Below are 17,474 nucleotides of genomic sequence, written 5' to 3' on the forward strand. Positions count from 1 at the left end.
AAATAATATTATGGCCCCGCGCCCCTTGCATTTCCTGAAACTGTAACTAAAATGCTAGCTCCACAGCCGAATCCACCTTTCCTCTGATTCCTTAAACCTGAATCCGCTATATTACGGCTGTCTAAGATAAGTTTTTATACGGAGTTTTTCCCGCTTATGAATATGACCACCGCCGACATGACCAACGCTCCATACAGAACAATATGGAACCTGTCATGGCCGCAAATTTTGATGATGCTCTTCCACCTGATGATCGGTCTTGTGGATGTTTGGGTGGCATCCAAACTGGGCCGTGAAATTCAGGCTTCCATGGGCATGATCAGCCAATCCCTGTTCTTTTTTCTGGTCATAGCCATGGCAACAGCCAACGGAGCAGTTGCGGCCATCAGCCAATCCATCGGGGCCGGTTTGCTGGCCCGCGCAACCCGTTATGTAGGGCTGTGCATCATCCTTGGAGCTGTGCTCGGCTCAACTATTTTTATCATCGGGTTCCCTTTCCGCAACGGACTTCTCACCCTCCTGCAAGTCCCGCAGGAAATGCGCTATGTGATGGAATATTTCATCGAGGTATTCCTCTACCTCGTACCCATCTACTACATGCTGATCATCACCAATGCTATTTTCAGGGCCCAGAAACGTGTCATGCTGCCGCTTTACAGCATGATCATCGTTACCGTGCTCAACACCATCGGTGACCTCGGCTTGGGACTCGGTATGTGGGGAATACCTGATCTGGGTTACAAAGGTCTCGCATGGGCCACTTTCGGCTCCATAACGGCCGGGGCTATCTTCAACATGGGAGTCCTTTTCAAAATGGGACATCTGCGCCGCAAGACCATGGCTCCGCTGCGCTGGATGAAAAGTGCCTTTCCATATCTTTTCAAAGTCGCGTGGCCCAGCGGATTGATGCAACTGGTCTGGCATTCCGGATATATGGTGCTCTACTCCATTACCGCCAGTCTGCCGGAAAACAATGTTATCGCGCTGGCCGGCATGACTGCGGGAATTCGTATCGAGTCAATTCTTTTCCTGCCCGCTTTTGCCTTCAACATGACCGCTTCAATCATCATTGGGCATTACTTAGGAGACGGCAAAGCTGACGAAGCCAAAAAATTCGGCTATAGAATTCTATTTCTGGCCATAGGATTTTTGAGCGTCACCGCACTTCTGCTCTGGCAGGTAATATACCCGGTAACCGCCATCATCGCCCCGGAACAGGTGGTCCTTGATGAAGCCGTAAACTATCTTTATTATAATATGCTTGCCATTCCGTTTACCCTGACCTCCATGATCATGGCCGGGGCTTTGAACGGTGCAGGTGCGACCATCTACAACCTGTTCATTTTTGCCGTCACTGTCTGGGGATGCAGATTGCCGCTGGCATACGTGCTTGGACATCAGGTTATGCATTCCCCCACCGGAATCTGGATGGCTATGCTCATTTCGCAAGGCGTGCAGGCATCTATAATTTTTTACACATTCTCGTGCAGAAACTGGCAGAAATTCAGCATGATCAAGAAAAACAATAAAAGGACCAGTAATGAATAACGAATTCAAGCCCATTACCCTTGAATGCCAAGACGAATTTGATAAAGCGCTTGCGGCCTGCCCGCAGCGCACTTCCGACTTTACCTTCGCCAATATCTGGGGCTGGACCGAGCACTACGGACTCGAAATACGCTGTGCTGAGTCTGGACTGATCCACATACGCCAGACCAAACCCGAAGCTATCAACTGGGCCCCTATCGGCGACTGGTTCAGTGCGGATTGGAGCAAATGCGAACTACTGAATACCCCCGGCACTAAGTTTACACGTCTTCCTGAAGAGCTGGCCCTGCATCTTAAGGAAATATTCGGCGACAAAATAGAAATTACAGAGAACCGCGACCATTTCGATTACGTGTACTCAGTTCAGGAACTCATCGAGCTGCGCGGAAACCGGTTCCATAAAAAGAAAAACCTGTACCGCCAGTTCATGAAGAAATACGATTACGAGTATCGCGAAATCACCCCTGATTGCGTCGAAGAAGTGCTTGAAATGCAGCTCGAATGGTATCGCTGGCAGGAAGAAAACAACTTCTCCCCCGCACTGGTGGCCGAGAACGAAGCCATCGCCAAGGTACTCAAAGAAATGGATACTATCCGCAATCTTACCGGCGGAACCCTGCGTATAGGCAACCGGATCATAGCCTACACAATTGCCGAACCGCTCGGAGACGACACCATCGTAATCCATTTCGAAAAAGGAAATACCTATTTCAAAGGCGTCTATCAGGCCATCAACCAGATGTTCCTTGAGAATAACGCCAGCGACAAGAAATTCGTCAACCGCGAACAGGATCTCGGTGAACCCGGCCTGCGAAAAGCTAAAGAGTCATACAATCCCGTACATTTCATGAAAAAGTATGAGCTTGTAGTTTTGTAAATTTAATTTGATACGCTACGCGCTTTTAATAAAAAGATTTTGCCTTCGGCGACCCTGCCGGGGGCTTTAAACCCTTTTGAAAAAAGGGTTTAAAAATCCCAAAACCTTTCATCAGGGCTTCGCCGCTCAGCTCATTAATTTCGTCAGTTGATTAAATATGTTTTTAACTCCGACAGAACGTAAAAGATTTGTTGTTTTAGGATTGGACGGGCTTCCGTCTTCTCTCGCACTCAAATGGGCAGCAAAGCTCCCCAATTTATCACGTATTGCCGGGAAAAATTCTCCGATATCCGCTGAACTGCCGGAACTTTCCCCTGTAAACTGGACATCTTTCTTTACGGCACAAAAGCCGGAAAAGCATGGACTTTACGGCTTTACTTCTATTGATCCGCAGAGCTACACCCTGTCCATTAATAATTTTGAGCAAGTGCTTTGCCCGACTATTTTTGATGCTTTGGGCGCAAAAGGACTGATCAGTAAAGTCATCAACCTGCCTAATACCTATCCAGCCAAGCCGTTGCGGGGCATGCTCATTTCCGGTTTTGTAGCTGATACTCTTGAGCAGGCTGTGCAGCCGCCGTTTCTGCTCGGCCCTTTGCGTGATGCAGGTTACCAGCTGGAAGCAGACACCAGCCGGGGTATCATGGACCCGGAATACCTTTTCGATCAGGTCTCGCGCACACTTGACTGCCGCCTGAAGGCTCTTGAACTGCTCTGGAACGATCTCGCTTGGGATCTATTCACCATAGTTTTCACAGAGACCGACCGTCTCTTCCATTTCTTTTACCCCGCCTTCGAAAACGAGAACCATCCGCTCTATACCAAGGCAACTGAGTTCATGCGCAAATGGGACCGGGCAATCGGTATTGTGCTGGATAAATTCGAAGCCCTGCCGGGTGAGAAAAAACTGATATCCTTCGCAGACCACGGCTTCGCCGCCCTTGAAACCGAAGTGGACCTGAACACTTTTCTCGTTCAAAATGGATACCTTGAGTACACCCATCCGGCAAAAGACCAATGGGATTCCACAATCATCTCCCCGACCAGCAAAGCATTTGCCCTTGATCCCGGAAGAATATATATCCATACGTCTGATTTCGCGCGCGGACAGGTCGACCATGCTCAGGCAGACAAAATCGCGACTGAAATCTCAGCAAAATTGATACAGCTCGAATTCAACGGGCAACAGGTTATGCAACAGGTTCTGACCCAACGCGAAGCATACGGTGACAGTCCTACCGGCAACCCGCCGGACCTGATCTGCACCGCCAAGCCGGGATTTGATCTCAAAGCCAAATTTGACCGTGACGAGATATTTGGTTTCCACGGCAGGACCGGGACGCATACCGTAAAAGATGCGTTCTTCTACAGCTCCGACGGGCAACAGATCGAATCCATACACCAGACCGGACAAATCATACTTGACTGGTTTGATATCAATTTGCCAGATTAGAGCCTTCGGCGACCCTGCCGGGGGCATTTTGATACGCTCAAACGTTGTTTATTAATATGATTTCGCCTCCGGCGGCTTAAACCCTTTTATTGGGCTTCGCCGGGGTAAACTTTAATACCCAAATCAATATTTACAATTACCCCAACTAACGCGTTTTGGGAAAGGGGTGCGGAGTCCAGAGGAGAGGGGAAAACACTTTTTGGCGGTAGCAAAAGGGTTTTCCCCTCTCCTCTGGTCCCCGAAGGGCCGCGGAGGCACATATATATGATAGATTTCAAAAAAGAATTAAATCCTGCGCAGTATGAAGCAGCAACTCATCCGCAGGGACCGGTACTGGTAATTGCGGGTGCGGGCAGTGGCAAGACCCGTACAATTGTTTACCGCTTGGCCTGGCTGGTGGAACAGGGAATTCCCCCGGAATCCATCCTGCTGATGACCTTCACCCGTAAAGCTGCGCATGAGATGCTGCAACGTACGGAACTGATTCTTGGACGCCCGCTGCACGGCACACAGGGCGGAACATTCCACTCTTTTGCTTATTCCGTATTGCGCCAGAACGCTGCCGAAATAGGCTATCCCAACGGCATCACACTTATGGACCGAGCTGACAGCGAAGGCGCGGTTAAAGAAGTTAAAGACGGGCTGAAATTCGGTAAAGGCGACCGCTCCTATCCTAAAAAATCCACCCTGCTGGATATGATCAGTAAGTCGCGAAACAAAGAAGTTTCCATTGATACACTGGTCAATTCAGAAGCATTCCATCTAGCGACCTACGCTTCCGAAATGGAAGAAATTGCCAAGGGCTACGCTGTCTATAAAAAACAACACGGGCTGATGGATTACGACGACCTGCTCTTCTACCTTGAAGAACTGCTTCAGAACGACAAATTTCTGCGCAATTCCCTGCGATCGCGCTACCAGTACATCATGGTCGATGAATATCAGGATACCAACCTTGTACAGGCCCGTATTGTCGGTCTTCTGGCCGGAAAAAACGGAAATGTCATGGCAGTTGGTGATGATGCCCAGTCCATTTACTCTTTTCGCGGAGCTGACGTTACCAACATTCTGAAATTCCCGGATATTTTTGAGGATGTAAAAATTGTTCGTCTGGAGCAGAACTACCGCTCCACCCAGCCCATCCTCGACCTGACCAACGCCATTCTTGATGGTGCGGAAATCAAGTTCGACAAAAAACTTTTCACCGAACAGACATGGGGCAGCAAACCGCAACTCATGGTCCCGCTCAGTGATTTCAGCCAGTCCAACCGTGTGCTGGACCGAATCATTGAATTACAGAAAAAACATGGTCCTGAGGAAGTAGCAGTTCTTTTCCGGGCCGGATACCAGAGTTACGGGCTGGAAGTTGCCCTTAAACGTCTGGGTGTCGGCTTCAAAAAGTACGGCGGATTGAAATTTAACGAAGCCGCGCATATCAAAGACGTACTGGCCTTCATGCGGTTGGTCAGCAACCCGGCGGATATAATAGCATGGCAGCGTACCCTTGGGCACATCAAGGGAGTTGGACCCAAGACCGCAACCAAAATCGCCAACTCGGTCATTTCAGCAGATCAGAAATCGCTGGGCAAGTTCACCAAGAAATATGAACTGCTCAAGGATATCCTGCGCGATCTAGACGGACTCCGTAGGCAGAAGTCATCACCCGCAACATGCCTTGAAGTAATCGTACCGCTGTACAGGCCGCTGCTGGTGGCTCAGTACCCGGACGACTACCCGCGCCGCGAGGCCGGAATCGAGCAGCTCAGCCAGATTGCATCAAACTATGACGATCTGGAATTTTTCCTGACCGACCTCTGTCTTGATCCTGATCAGCACAACGAGGAAGAGAAAAAGGAAGATGTGGTCACCCTTTCCACCATCCATTCTGCTAAAGGTCTGGAGTGGAATGCGGTTATCATCATTGATCTTGTGGAAGACCGGTTTCCTTCCCGTAAATCCATGCAAAAACCGCAGGAATATGAAGAAGAACGCAGACTGCTCTACGTGGCCTGCACCCGCGCACGAAAAGAACTGATCATGTGTGCTCCGGCTTCCATCAACCGCAAGAACACCGATTTCTCCGAACCTGCAGTGCCCAGCCCGTTTCTGCGCGAACTGGATACCGAGCTTTTCGAAGAATTGCAGGAGTCTTATTCCGGCGGCATGAATGTTAAGAAGAACACCCCGGTTCAGCCCGCTTATGCCTCGCCTTCGGTAACGGCAAGCAAAAAGCCTGCACCCATGAAAATGGGACATTGCAAGCACAAGATATTCGGGAGGGGCAAAATAATCGAACGCATCGAGCCTAACAAACTGCGTATCAACTTCCCCGGATTCGGCCCCAAAGTCATTGTCGAAGATTTTGTGGAAATGTTATAGTTTATTGCCTCCGGCGGCCCTTCGGGGACCAGAGGAGAGGGGGAAACCCTTTTGCTAACGCCAAAAAGTGTTTCCCCCTCTCCTCTGGACTCCTCTCCCCCTTCCCAAAACGCGTTAGTTGGGTCCAATAAGAAATAAACATAATACTAAATTTAACTACGGCGAAACCCTGATAAAAAGTTTTGGGATTCTTAAACCCTTTTCCCAAAAGGGTTTGAGGCCCCCGGCAGGGTTTCCCGAAAGGGCCGCCAGAGGCATATATGACAAAATTAAATTCCGAACAGGATTTCCTAACTCTGATCGACAAATATTTCCCATCCGAAAACGGTCATGTAACGCTTGGACGCGGAGATGATTGTTCCGTTCTGCGAGCTGAAACTGACCTTTGCATCAGTAAAGATCTGTTTCTGGAAGATGTACATTTCAGGAGGTCTTACTTTTCCCCGGCGGACATCGGCTACAAATCTCTGGCGGTCAATATCAGTGACATCGCAGCCATGGGTGGACAGCCCTGCGGGTTTGCGCTGGGTTTAATTGTCCCGCCCAGTCTGGAAAGTGAATTCTGGGAACCTTTTTTCGCATCCATGTCCGCACTTGCAGAGCAGCACGGTGTTATGCTGGCTGGCGGAGATCTTTCCGGTGGCCAATATTTGGGAATTTCTGTCACAGTCTGGGGCGAAAGCGCAGGGGGCCGTTTCCTTTCGCGTGGGAATGCCGAATCTGGTGATGTTTTATTTCTGCACGGCCCTGCCGGCATGGCCCGGACCGGACTATTGAGCCTTGAAGAAAACGCAACTTACGCGCTCAAGAATTATCCGCAATCCACTCAAGCGCACCTGCGTCCGCCGATGCGGGTTGCCGCCGGTATCAAGCTGGCCGTGTCACCGGACGTGAAAGGGCTGATGGATCTATCGGACGGCCTTGCCCGTGACCTGCCCCGCTTTTTGGGAAATTGTGAAGGGAATGTGGGTGCTGAAATTTCACTGCCCGAAGAGCTGCTGCATGAAGAAATTCTCCGCTACGCTGAATCAAAATCAATTTCCGCAGCGGAACACGCCTTCCAAGGCGGCGAAGACTACGCGCTGTTCGGGGCTGCATCAGCAGACGGATTTGCGGAGCTGGCCGAATCTATCCCCGGCCTCCATAAAATAGGAACCATCACCGCAGACAACAGAATAACACTGAACGGCAGGGAATACACATCCGGGGGATTTGACCACTTTTCGGGCTAGCCACTCTTGACTAATACGGAATTCTTAAAATTAACGTTGCGAAGCCTAATAAAAGTTTTAGGAGAGTCCAGAGAAACCTTTTCCAAAAGGGTTCTCACCTATAGCCGTTAGGCGAGAGCTTTTTGCTCGAGTCTTACGGATATTGAGAGCAACGGTGGTCCCGCTGAAAGCGCCGCCGGAGGCATACTCTTTTCATCCTTAAAAGCGCGATAGCGCATCAAATCAACCCCAGCCCAGCTCAGTAATATATTCATACATGACCCAGAAATGGCAGAAGCTTCCGGCCATGACGAACACGTGGAAAATTTCGTGGAACCCGAAGAATTCCGGCCACGGATCAGGCCGCTTCAGGGCATAAATTACTGCACCGATCGAATACATAATCCCGCCAGCCAACAGCCAGAGCAGCGCCCCGGTCTGCAAAGCATGAATCAAAGGGTATGCCCCGACGATAACCAGCCAGCCCATGGCGAGATAAAAGCCCGTGGAAAGCCAGCGCGGCGCGTTCAGCCAAAGCATTTTGGTTATTATCCCGGCAACAGCCATTCCCCATATTGCACCGAAAAGCGACCAGCCCCACGTCCCCTTCAAACCAACGAGGCAGATGGGTGTGTAAGTTGCGGCGATATAAATATAGATCATGGAATGGTCAAGCTTGCGCAACCACATGATGCCGCGTTTTGAAAGCGGCAGCCAATGGTAGAGCGTGCTGGCCAGATAAAGCAGAATCATCCCCCCGCCGAAGACTGAGAAGGTAACCACATGCATAACGCTGGTGGGATTAACCGAAGCGACCAGCAGCATAACCAGCCCGGCAATGGCAAGACAGAAACCGATAAAATGGGTCAACCCGCTCATGGGGTCCCGAACATATTGAAACATTGCCACTCCTCCAAGGATCACAAATTTAAACGATCGTTTAAGTTGTTTTGAAAATAGTACACAAAAAAAGCCCGTAACACCAGCGGTGTTACGGGCCATTATCATCTATAGAATGTACAGAGCGGCTCGTTAATTTCTAATCGGGATTATTCGGAAAGCATGCGAACTGCGCAGAATTTTCCGCACATTGCGCATTCTTTTTCGTCTTTGTGATCTTTTCTGCGTGCGCAGGCCAGAGCGGGGTCAATTGCCAGACTGGCAATGCGGTCCCAATCAAGTTCCATACGTGCCTGAGAGATAGCACGGTCACGCTCTACAGCATCTTTACGGCCAAGGGAAACTTCACCGGCCTGTGCTGCAACAAGAGATGCTTTAACACCGTTCCATACGTCGTCGATTTCGGGCAGAGTCAAGTGCTCCGCAGGAGTCAGGTAACAGAGGAAGTCTACACCGTTCTGAACTGCGATAGCACCACCGATTGCACCGGCAATATGGTCATAACCGGGAGCGGAATCTGTGACCAGAGGTCCGAGTACGTAGAGAGGTGCATTGTAGGTAGCAGCCTTGATGCCGCGGATCTGGGTTTCAACCAGATGCATGGGCACGTGGCCGGGGCCTTCGATCATTGCCTGTACGCCGAATTCGTGGGCGCGTTTTGCAAGCTTGCCGAGCCAGAGAACTTCTTCCCACTGTGCAGCATCGCCAGCATCTTCACCAGCACCGGGACGCAGACCGTCGCCAAGGCTCAGGGTCACGTTGTGCTTGAGGCATATTTCAAGCAGACGATCGTAGTTTGTGAGCAGGGGGTTTTCCTGATCATGGTCACGCATCCAGCGAGTGAGGATGGAGCCGCCACGGGAAACGATGCCCATCAGACGGTCACCGCCGGTTGCCCACTCGGCTCCCTGACGGGTCAGACCGCAGTGCAGGGTCATGAAATCAACACCCTGTTCAGCTTCCTTTTCTACTTCTGCAAAAAGTTCGTCGATGGAGAAACCTGCAGGATCTTCATCACGTGCAACATACTGCTGCGCCATAGCGTAGATGGGTACAGTACCCAGAGGCAGGGGGCAGCTGTTCAGCATATCGGTCCTGATTCCGTCAAGATCACCAGCAGTGGAAAGATCCATAACGGCGTGTGCGCCAGCTTTCCATGCAGCATCAAGCTTCTTCATTTCCTTTTCACGGTCATTCTTAAACGGAGAAGTACCGATGTTAGCGTTTACTTTTACCTTTGCGGGCTGTCCGATAAGGGTGGGAGTAACATTCTTATGGTTGGGGTTCCCGAGCAGAACCATGGTCCCGTCTTCAATGCCCTGAATAATTGTCTCTTTAGAGAGACCTTCGCTCTTGCAAAGTTCATCAATGCTGGAATCAAATATGCTTTTGAGAGCTTTATTTTTTGAAAACATCTGATTTCCTTATTACTTTATTTAGGATTGTGCATTTTACGTATTATCAATGGTGTCTGTACAGGCAAGTCCATACCCCAAATCGTTACGGGGTACAATGGAACTTTTTACCCCGAAATCAAATAAGAGCGTGACTTCCCGAAGATTTCCAGTCCCCGACAGCATTACCCTCCGATCTAATTACCTACGGTTAAAGTCTATCATTTCAGAATTTTATCATGGAAAATTAAACAGATACAAAATGAAATTTGCATTAACATAAATTTTCTAGTACATGGCAGAACATATTTTTTTTGCGACACTTATATTTCAAGGGGGAAATTTACATGCGCAATTGGAGAGGACTGTTTTTACTTACAGTGCTATTTACACTGCTGTGCCAGCCCGCATTCGCGGCTGACTCCAGCCTCGGCCCGGTAAACGCCAAGGTTTTCGGTCTATTCACACTGATTCCGCCTCTGGTGGCCATTGTTCTTGCTTTCATTACCAAGAACGTTGTTCTTTCACTTTTCATCGGTGTTTTTTCCGGTGCTTTCATGCTGGAAGCCAAGGGATTTGACATCTACAACGGCTTTGTTGGCGGTTTTCTGCGTCTTTCCAACGAAATCCTCGGATCACTTGCTGATTCATGGAACGCCGGTATCGTCCTGCAGTGCCTCGCCATCGGCGGTCTTATCGCTCTTGTTTCTAAAATGGGCGGAGCAAAAGCAATCGCGGATGCTCTTGCTAAAAAAGCCAAAAGTCCCAGAAGCTCCCAGTTTGTAACCTGGGTACTCGGCCTGTTCATCTTCTTTGATGATTACGCAAACTCTCTGACCGTCGGTCCGATCATGCGTCCGGTAACTGATAAAATGAAAGTTTCCCGCGAAAAGCTGGCTTTCGTTATTGATGCTACCGCAGCACCTATCGCCGGTATCGCACTGATCTCCACATGGGTTGCATACGAAGTCGGTCTGATCCGTGACGGCCTTCAGGGCATCGGTTATACCATGAACGCATACGGCGTATTCGTGGAAACCATCCCCTACCGCTTCTACAACATTCTCATTCTGGTCTTCATTCTCGCCACCATCTGGTTCATGCGTGAATTCGGTCCCATGTACAAAGCTGAGCAGCGCGCCCGTACTACCGGTAAAGTTCTGGACGATAACGCCAAACCCATGGTCGCAGACGAAGCAACCGAACTGGAACCTGCTGCAGATATCACCCCCAGCATCTGGTACGCCATCATCCCTATCGGAACCCTGATTGTTGCAGCCTTCCTCGGCTTCTACTTCAACGGTTACAATGGAATCATGGGTGGTGACGATGCTGCGCTTAAACAGATTTTCGAAGACGCTCCAATGAGCTTTGTTGCTATCCGTGAAGCCTTCGGTGCTTCCGATGCTTCCGTTGTTCTCTTTCAGGCTGCTCTCGTCGCCGGTGTTGTGGCTCTGGCCATCGCCATCGGTAAACGCATCCTTTCTGTAGACGAAGCAATCTCCACCTGGGTACAGGGTGTTAAATCCCTGAACATCACCGCAGTTATCCTGCTGCTGGCATGGTCTCTTTCCGGTATAATTAAGGAACTCGGAACCGCCGCGTACCTCGTAAGTGTGCTTTCCGACACCATCCCGCCCTTCCTGCTGCCCTCCATCATTTTCGTGATGGGTTCCATCATCTCTTTTGCAACAGGAACTTCCTACGGAACCATGGGTATCCTTATGCCGCTGTGCATCCCGCTGGCATTCGCACTGGTTCCCGAACAGGGCTACGTAATCCTGAACATCGGTGCGGTTCTTACCGGAGCAATCTTCGGTGACCACTGCTCCCCCATTTCGGACACCACAATCCTGTCCTCAATGGGTTCCGCCTGTGACCATATCGACCACACCAGAACCCAGCTCTTCTACGCAGTTCCGGTAGCATTGATTTCCATCTTCTTCGGATACATCCCCGCAGGTCTGGGAATGCCCGTTCTGATGGTACTGCCCATCGGAGTCCTTGCCATCCTCGCGCTGGTAAGATTCGTTGGTAAGCCTGTTGCCAACTAACTAAAGCAGCACTTAACAAAGCAGATTAAAATGAAATCCCTCTCACCGGATAAAACCGGAGAGAGGGATTTTTTTAGTTTCATTAACCAGAAATATGTCTACAATCTAAAGAAATAACGATATTTCATAAATTAAGACACCATACCTTGCATCTAAACAATTAATAAAGTATCCCCTACCTACAATGCACGAATTGCTGGAAAAACAATTGAATCAAACCATCGGAAGTAAGATTACTGAAGTATCCGAAGAGCTATCCAATGAGCTGAACAAGTTCATCAAATTGGTGGAAAACACCTATTCCGGCATTGATGCTTCCACCCTCGTTGCCGATTCCCCTTCAGTCTCCATCCTACAATTCATTCCTGATCCCGCTTTTATCATTGACCGCAAAGGGGTTGTCATTGCGTGGAACCCTGCGCTGGAAAAGCTCACCGGCGTAAATGCCTGCGATGTTATCGGAAAAAGAAATTACGAACATATCAAGATTGTCCACGGCAAGAGAACTCCCGGATTGATTGACCTTGTTAACGGTTGTGAAGATGTCGGGGAAATCGAATATGAAGCTATCAGCCGCCGAGGCAAAGCACTGGCTGCGGAAATCTGTATTCAAAACCTCGGCAACCGCAAAAGCACCAACCTCTGGGTCCAATCCGCCCCTATTCTCGACACCGACGGAAATCCCATTGGAGCGGTTGAATCCCTTCGCGATATATCAGCAAGGAAACAAATCGAAAATATCAACGATATTCTGTTCAAAATTTCATCTGCCCTCAATACTGCAGCGGACACCCCTATTTTTCTTCAGCAGGTCCACGAAAGCCTGAAACCGTTTATTGATGCAGAAAATTTCTATGTTTCCCTCTTTGATGAAACAGATGGGACCCTTTCTTTTCCTTACTACGCTGACGAAAAAGACTACATCGCTCCAAACGAAATTGTCCCGGTAATTCCCGGGAAAAGCCTCAGCGTGGAAGTAATCAAAGCCGGACATCCCATGCTGCTGAATGAAGAAGATTTCAAAAAGGACAACAACATAAACCACATTGGTTCTCCGGCTAAATCATGGCTGGGCGTACCTTTACGCTTTGCCGGAAAAACGACCGGGGTTATGGCCATCCAGTCATACAAGCAGACCGGAATTTACACATCACAAGACATAGACCTGATGGTAGCCATATCTGAGCAGGTAGCGGCGGCACTGCTGCGCCGACAGACAGAAAACGCACTACTTGAGAGCGAAAAGAAATTCCGTTCAATTTTTGAAAACGCCACCATGGCCATTTTTCAGATTTCAACTACCGGGCAGCTTACAGTCGCCAACCCTGCGCTGGCTTCAATAATGGGCTATGATAATGTTGACGAAATGCTGAAAGCCAACGACCGCGCTTCAAAATTCATCTTTGACCGTATAAGCCGACAACAATTTTTAAAAAGATTGCTGACCGATGGTGCTGTGAATGGCATGCTTTTACGGGTCAACCACCGTGACGGCAACGAAAAATGGGTTACCATCAACGCCCGTACGTCTTACGATAAACATGGAACTCCTGTTCTCTATACAGGCACAGCTTTCGACTCTACCCTTGAAATCGTGGCCGAACGCAAAATTTTCCGGCACAAATCCCGGTTCATGCAGCTTTTTGAAAGCTCACCACAAGCAATCGCATTGACTGACTCCAAAGGAAATGTTGTTGATACCAACCGGGCTTTCAGTAAACTTTTCGGATACTCCACGGAAGAAATGTCGCCCTGCTGCGACAACCTTTCACCCTCCAACACGGGGGCAATCAAAGCCAACCTGAAAAAAATTCTCAGCGGTAATACATTTCGCACCGAGGATATGCGCAGGCACAAGAACGGCAGATTGATTCCTGTTTCAATTCTAGGCTACCCTTTTATTTATAATGACGAGATATCGGGAACGTTCATAATCTACGATGATATTTCGCAACGCAAGGAATACGAACGCAGACTTTCCTACCAATCCTTACACGATTCCCTGACCGGATTACCCAACCGGACCTTCTTTCTTGAACGACTGGAAGAAACACTTGACCTTTCACGCAAAATGCCTGAACGCACTTTTGCAGTGCTCATGCTGGATATCGACATGTTCAAGCGCATCAATGACAGCCTTGGGCATCAGGCCGGGGATGAACTGCTCGTCAAGGTGGGCAAAAGAATCAAACACTGTTTGCGACCGGTGGATACCGTAGCCAGAATGGGCGGCGACGAATTTGCTGTGCTGATCGATGATTTTTCTACACCGCAGCAGGTTATCCGGATAATCCGCGATATCCGTAACAAAATCCGCAAACCGGTGAATATTTCATCCCGCGAGGTAGTTATCAGTTCCAGTATCGGAATTGTGTTCAAGACCTCAAGCTATGACCATCCGGAACATATTGTACGTGACGCTGACATCAGCATGTACAAGGCCAAAGAACAGGGCGTTAACAAGTTCAAAGTCTTCAACAAATCAATGCACGAAAAGGCACTGCAAAGCCTGCTCATAGAGACCGAAATCCGGCAGGGTATTCCTGAAAAGGAATTCTTCCCTTACTTTCAGCCGGTTTACAGCATGCAAAATCGCAATCTGGCAGGATTTGAAGCTCTGGTGCGCTGGAACCATCCTGAACGCGGATTCCTGACCCCGGACCAGATTATTCCCGTTGCTGAAGAAACCGGGCTGATTGTTGAGCTGGACCGGGTAATACTTTTTGAAGCCTGCCGGGCCATGGCCGCCTGGAGCAGAAATTTTCCTAATATTGATGACCTTTTCCTGACCGTAAACCTTTCGCCAAGTCAGCTTTCCAAACCTGATCTGGCCGACGCCATTCAGGAAGTTGTCCACGAAACCAGAATCTCACCCGACAGCCTGAAACTGGAGATAACCGAATCCGCAATCATGGAACGAAATGCGGCATCTTCCCTGAACCTGAAAAAAATCGGGGAAATGGGCATCAGACTTGCCGTTGATGATTTCGGAACCGGGTATTCATCTCTGGCCCAGCTGCAACGATTCCCGGCCTCCACGGTTAAAATCGACCGTTCCTTTGTCAGCCATATGGCCGGAGACCACGAATCTCTTGAGATTGTCCGTGCGGTTAATGCCCTCGGACACAGCCTGAGTATGGATGTTATTGCTGAAGGAGTTGAAACTCGCCAGCAGCTGATTCTGCTGAAAGACATCGGCTGTGACTACGTTCAGGGCTTTTACTTTGATAAACCCCAGACCATGGAAGATGCTGAAAGACTCGTTAAAATGCGTTCTGAGGGATTCTGCCCGCCCGGGCTGACAAGCATATAATTATCCTTCTATTCCCTGCTCTTCCATTATCGCTGCTTGTTTGCAAACTGTTTTACGTGTATATCTTTTGAAAGAACTTTCATTTCAGGAGAACATAGTGAAACACACAATATCTGCACTGGTTAAAAATAAGACCGGGGTTCTGGCTGAATCTTCAGCAGCTTTCCAAGACAATAAAATCAACATCACTTCCATTTCCTGCGGCGAAACAGAAAATATGGATGTCTCCCGCATGGTTATCTGCGCTGAAGGCAGCAGGGAAGAAATCAGCAAAGTCACAGAGCAGCTTAAGGCAATGGATTTCGTTATCCAACTGGATGACCTTGCCCGAAAAGAATTTGTAGACCGTGAGCTTGTGCTGATCAAAGTTGAAGTAAATAAAGACACCATGTCCCAGATCATGCAGATTTTCGAAGTCTTCCGCGCAGATGTTGTCGGCATGGGCCAGAAGACCATCACTGTTGAACTCAGCGGCGATCAGGAACGTGTTGAAGGCCTGATCAAAATCCTGCAGCCATTCGGAATCAAAAGCCTCTGCCGTACAGGCATGATCGCCCTTAAGCGCGGTGATGAATAGTACATAGTTACGGAATCTTAAAGAACTATACTGAACTCCCAGACCTGATAAAGGTATGCACATGACGACCATCACAGCATTAGATGAAATCATTTCAGCAGTCCGTAACCAAGGCAGCCCTGCGCGGGTGGCCATTGCTCCCTGCGCTGAAGAATTCGTTATCCGCTCTGCCCTAACTGCTCATGCAGAAGGCATTGCCGAACCCATTTTTATCGGTAACCGCCAGAAATCACTTGCCGTCGCCGAGCAGCACGGCCTGAACATAGACGGCTTTGAATTCCATGAAGAAAACGATGACGCCGAAGCAGTAGCTATAGCTGTAACCTTCTTCAGGGAAGGCAAAGCGGATCTTATTATGAAAGGACTGGTCAGTACCAGTGTAGTGCTCAAAGCAATTCTCAACAAACAAACCGGTGTTCCGCCAAAAGGTATCATCAGCCACGTCAGCATCTTTGAGGCATCATCCAAAAAGAAACTGATCCTGCTGACCGACGCCGGTGTTAACATCAAGCCGAATCTGCAGCGTAAAGCGGACATCCTGCGCAATGCTATTGATGTGGCCCGCAAACTCGGCATAGCAAGGCCTAAGGCGGCGATACTTGCTGCTACAGAGAAAGTTAATTACCCGGCCATGCCCGCCACACTTGATGCAGACATCCTCGCTAAGATGGGTGCTGAAGACGCCTTCGGAGATGCAGAAGTGGCCGGACCGCTGGCCCTTGACCTTGCTATTTCCGAAGCAGCGGCCAGCTGCAAAGGTATTGATAATCCGGTCGCCGGGGATGCAGACATACTGCTGACCCCTGAGATTGAAAGCGGGAATATTCTTTATAAGGCCCTAACCACCATCGCTGGAAAAACGATGGCCAGTGTAGTTATAGGCAGCGATGTACCTATTGTAGTTTCATCACGTGGGGATTCTGATAGTTCTAAATTCCATTCCATAGCTCTGGCCTGCTATCTGGCAGGGCTATAAGTTATTGCAGAAATGCTATGAGGCGCCGGGACATGAAAATAATGATCACTTGTTTTCTTGCAGCTATGTTGCTTACAAGCCCTTGCGCCTTTGCGAAAACCCTGACTTTTGCGACGGACCCATTCCCGCCCTTCTACTATGAAAAAAATGGGAAGCCGCAGGGTATGCAATACGAACTTGCCAAAATAATATTCAGCAGTATGAACACCAGGTTCAAAATTAAATTTGTACCATGGAAACGGGCCTTACTTATGGCTGAATCAGGCAAGGTGGACGGAGTCTTCGGATTGCGCAGGACACAAGAAAGACAGCGCTGGATGATCTTTCCCGAAGAGCCGCTCATGAATGTCTATACCGTCATTTTCAAACGTGCGGATGATCCGTTCGTATTTGACGGTATCCCATCCCTGGCAGGCAAAAATATCGGAATAATCAAAGGCTACACGTACGGAAATGAATTCGACAAAAGCAATCTTTTCCGCAAAGAAGAAGTAGCCAATCTGCGTCAGAATTTCCTTAAACTGAAAGCCGGACGGATCGATCTGGTAGCCGGGTATCGTACTGTCGGCCTTCATGTACTGAAGGAAATGGACATGCTTGGACAAATTGTAAAGTGCCGCGGAAAAATACATGTCAGTCCGCTCTACATCGGTTTCACGAACAATCCCGGAAACGGGAAAATAAGCCGAAAATTCTCCAAACATCTTATTAAATTCAAAACATCTGATGAATGCGAGGAAGTCATGCGCAGTATTGGGATACTTCCGGAATTGATTTCCCCCTGCAAATAGA

At 49.0% G+C, this 17,474-nt stretch carries 12 protein-coding genes; 10 read left to right on the forward strand and 2 right to left on the reverse strand.

The annotated features are described in order from the left end of the window. The first annotated feature begins 156 nt into the window (after positions 1 to 156). The 5 genes from ACNI29_RS20005 to thiL all read left to right on the forward strand — a co-directional run bounded on the left by ACNI29_RS20005 (position 157) and on the right by thiL (position 7,489). The gene (locus tag ACNI29_RS20005; RefSeq protein ID WP_419780134.1) at positions 157 to 1,548 is read left to right on the forward strand and encodes an MATE family efflux transporter; all 1,392 of its coding nucleotides are present in this window, start codon (positions 157 to 159) and stop codon (positions 1,546 to 1,548) included. Next, the gene (locus ACNI29_RS20010; protein ID WP_419780135.1) at positions 1,541 to 2,425 is read left to right on the forward strand and encodes a DUF2156 domain-containing protein; all 885 of its coding nucleotides are present in this window, start codon (positions 1,541 to 1,543) and stop codon (positions 2,423 to 2,425) included. Before ACNI29_RS20005 ends, ACNI29_RS20010 begins: the two co-directional genes overlap by 8 nt. 157 nt (positions 2,426 to 2,582) lie before the next feature. Beyond that, complete coding sequence (locus ACNI29_RS20015) at positions 2,583 to 3,878, forward strand: alkaline phosphatase family protein (protein WP_419780136.1); 1,296 nt, start codon at positions 2,583 to 2,585, stop codon at positions 3,876 to 3,878. 264 nt (positions 3,879 to 4,142) lie between these two features. Further along, positions 4,143 to 6,257 carry an ATP-dependent helicase gene (locus ACNI29_RS20020; RefSeq protein WP_419780137.1) on the forward strand — a complete coding sequence of 705 codons (2,115 nt, stop codon included), beginning with the start codon at positions 4,143 to 4,145 and terminating at the stop codon, positions 6,255 to 6,257. A 260-nt stretch (positions 6,258 to 6,517) separates the two neighbouring features. Continuing rightward, positions 6,518 to 7,489 (forward strand): thiamine-phosphate kinase, encoded by a 972-nt coding sequence (gene thiL / locus ACNI29_RS20025; RefSeq protein WP_419780138.1) that lies wholly within the window; start codon positions 6,518 to 6,520, stop codon positions 7,487 to 7,489. 222 nt (positions 7,490 to 7,711) lie between these two features. On the opposite strand, the gene trhA is transcribed toward thiL, so the two are convergent. Both trhA and thiC read right to left on the reverse strand, forming a co-directional pair. Then, complete coding sequence (trhA, locus tag ACNI29_RS20030) at positions 7,712 to 8,371, reverse strand: PAQR family membrane homeostasis protein TrhA (protein ID WP_419780139.1); 660 nt, start codon at positions 8,369 to 8,371, stop codon at positions 7,712 to 7,714. 146 nt (positions 8,372 to 8,517) lie between these two features. Beyond that, on the reverse strand, positions 8,518 to 9,783 hold the full coding sequence (thiC, locus tag ACNI29_RS20035) for a phosphomethylpyrimidine synthase ThiC (protein ID WP_419780140.1): 1,266 nt from the start codon (positions 9,781 to 9,783) through the stop codon (positions 8,518 to 8,520). 326 nt (positions 9,784 to 10,109) lie between these two features. On the opposite strand from thiC, the gene ACNI29_RS20040 reads away from it, so the two are divergent. The 5 genes from ACNI29_RS20040 (at position 10,110) to ACNI29_RS20060 (ending at position 17,473) form a co-directional block, all read left to right on the forward strand. Next, positions 10,110 to 11,816 (forward strand): Na+/H+ antiporter NhaC family protein, encoded by a 1,707-nt coding sequence (locus tag ACNI29_RS20040; RefSeq protein WP_419780141.1) that lies wholly within the window; start codon positions 10,110 to 10,112, stop codon positions 11,814 to 11,816. A gap of 184 nt (positions 11,817 to 12,000) precedes the next feature. Next, positions 12,001 to 15,129, forward strand: a complete 3,129-nt coding sequence (locus tag ACNI29_RS20045; RefSeq protein WP_419780142.1) for an EAL domain-containing protein — start codon at positions 12,001 to 12,003, stop codon at positions 15,127 to 15,129. Positions 15,130 to 15,226: 97 nt separating this feature from the next. Further along, positions 15,227 to 15,706: an acetolactate synthase small subunit gene (gene ilvN, locus ACNI29_RS20050; protein WP_419780143.1), complete on the forward strand. Its 480-nt coding sequence runs from the start codon at positions 15,227 to 15,229 to the stop codon at positions 15,704 to 15,706. A 61-nt stretch (positions 15,707 to 15,767) separates the two neighbouring features. Further along, a complete protein-coding gene (locus ACNI29_RS20055) occupies positions 15,768 to 16,682 on the forward strand; it encodes a phosphate acyltransferase (protein WP_419780144.1) in 915 nt (304 codons plus the stop codon). A 65-nt stretch (positions 16,683 to 16,747) separates the two neighbouring features. Continuing rightward, positions 16,748 to 17,473: a substrate-binding periplasmic protein gene (locus ACNI29_RS20060; RefSeq protein WP_419782125.1), complete on the forward strand. Its 726-nt coding sequence runs from the start codon at positions 16,748 to 16,750 to the stop codon at positions 17,471 to 17,473. Position 17,474: the final 1 nt, after the last annotated feature.

Source organism: Maridesulfovibrio spiralis (SeqCode) (assembly GCF_048571135.1).
GTDB classification, from domain to species: domain Bacteria; phylum Desulfobacterota; class Desulfovibrionia; order Desulfovibrionales; family Desulfovibrionaceae; genus Maridesulfovibrio; species Maridesulfovibrio spiralis.

What these genes read in the sequence shown, in the direction of transcription:
- ACNI29_RS20010 (WP_419780135.1), top strand. Translation starts at nt 1,541, where the DNA reads ATGAATAACGAATTCAAGCCCATTACCCTTGAATGCCAAGACGAATTT.
- ACNI29_RS20005 (WP_419780134.1), top strand. Translation starts at nt 157, where the DNA reads ATGAATATGACCACCGCCGACATGACCAACGCTCCATACAGAACAATA.
- ACNI29_RS20060 (WP_419782125.1), top strand. Translation starts at nt 16,748, where the DNA reads ATGTTGCTTACAAGCCCTTGCGCCTTTGCGAAAACCCTGACTTTTGCG.
- ACNI29_RS20015 (WP_419780136.1), top strand. Translation starts at nt 2,583, where the DNA reads ATGTTTTTAACTCCGACAGAACGTAAAAGATTTGTTGTTTTAGGATTG.
- thiC (WP_419780140.1), bottom strand. Translation starts at nt 9,783, where the DNA reads ATGTTTTCAAAAAATAAAGCTCTCAAAAGCATATTTGATTCCAGCATT.
- ACNI29_RS20040 (WP_419780141.1), top strand. Translation starts at nt 10,110, where the DNA reads ATGCGCAATTGGAGAGGACTGTTTTTACTTACAGTGCTATTTACACTG.
- trhA (WP_419780139.1), bottom strand. Translation starts at nt 8,371, where the DNA reads ATGTTTCAATATGTTCGGGACCCCATGAGCGGGTTGACCCATTTTATC.
- thiL (WP_419780138.1), top strand. Translation starts at nt 6,518, where the DNA reads ATGACAAAATTAAATTCCGAACAGGATTTCCTAACTCTGATCGACAAA.
- ACNI29_RS20055 (WP_419780144.1), top strand. Translation starts at nt 15,768, where the DNA reads ATGACGACCATCACAGCATTAGATGAAATCATTTCAGCAGTCCGTAAC.
- ACNI29_RS20020 (WP_419780137.1), top strand. Translation starts at nt 4,143, where the DNA reads ATGATAGATTTCAAAAAAGAATTAAATCCTGCGCAGTATGAAGCAGCA.
- ACNI29_RS20045 (WP_419780142.1), top strand. Translation starts at nt 12,001, where the DNA reads ATGCACGAATTGCTGGAAAAACAATTGAATCAAACCATCGGAAGTAAG.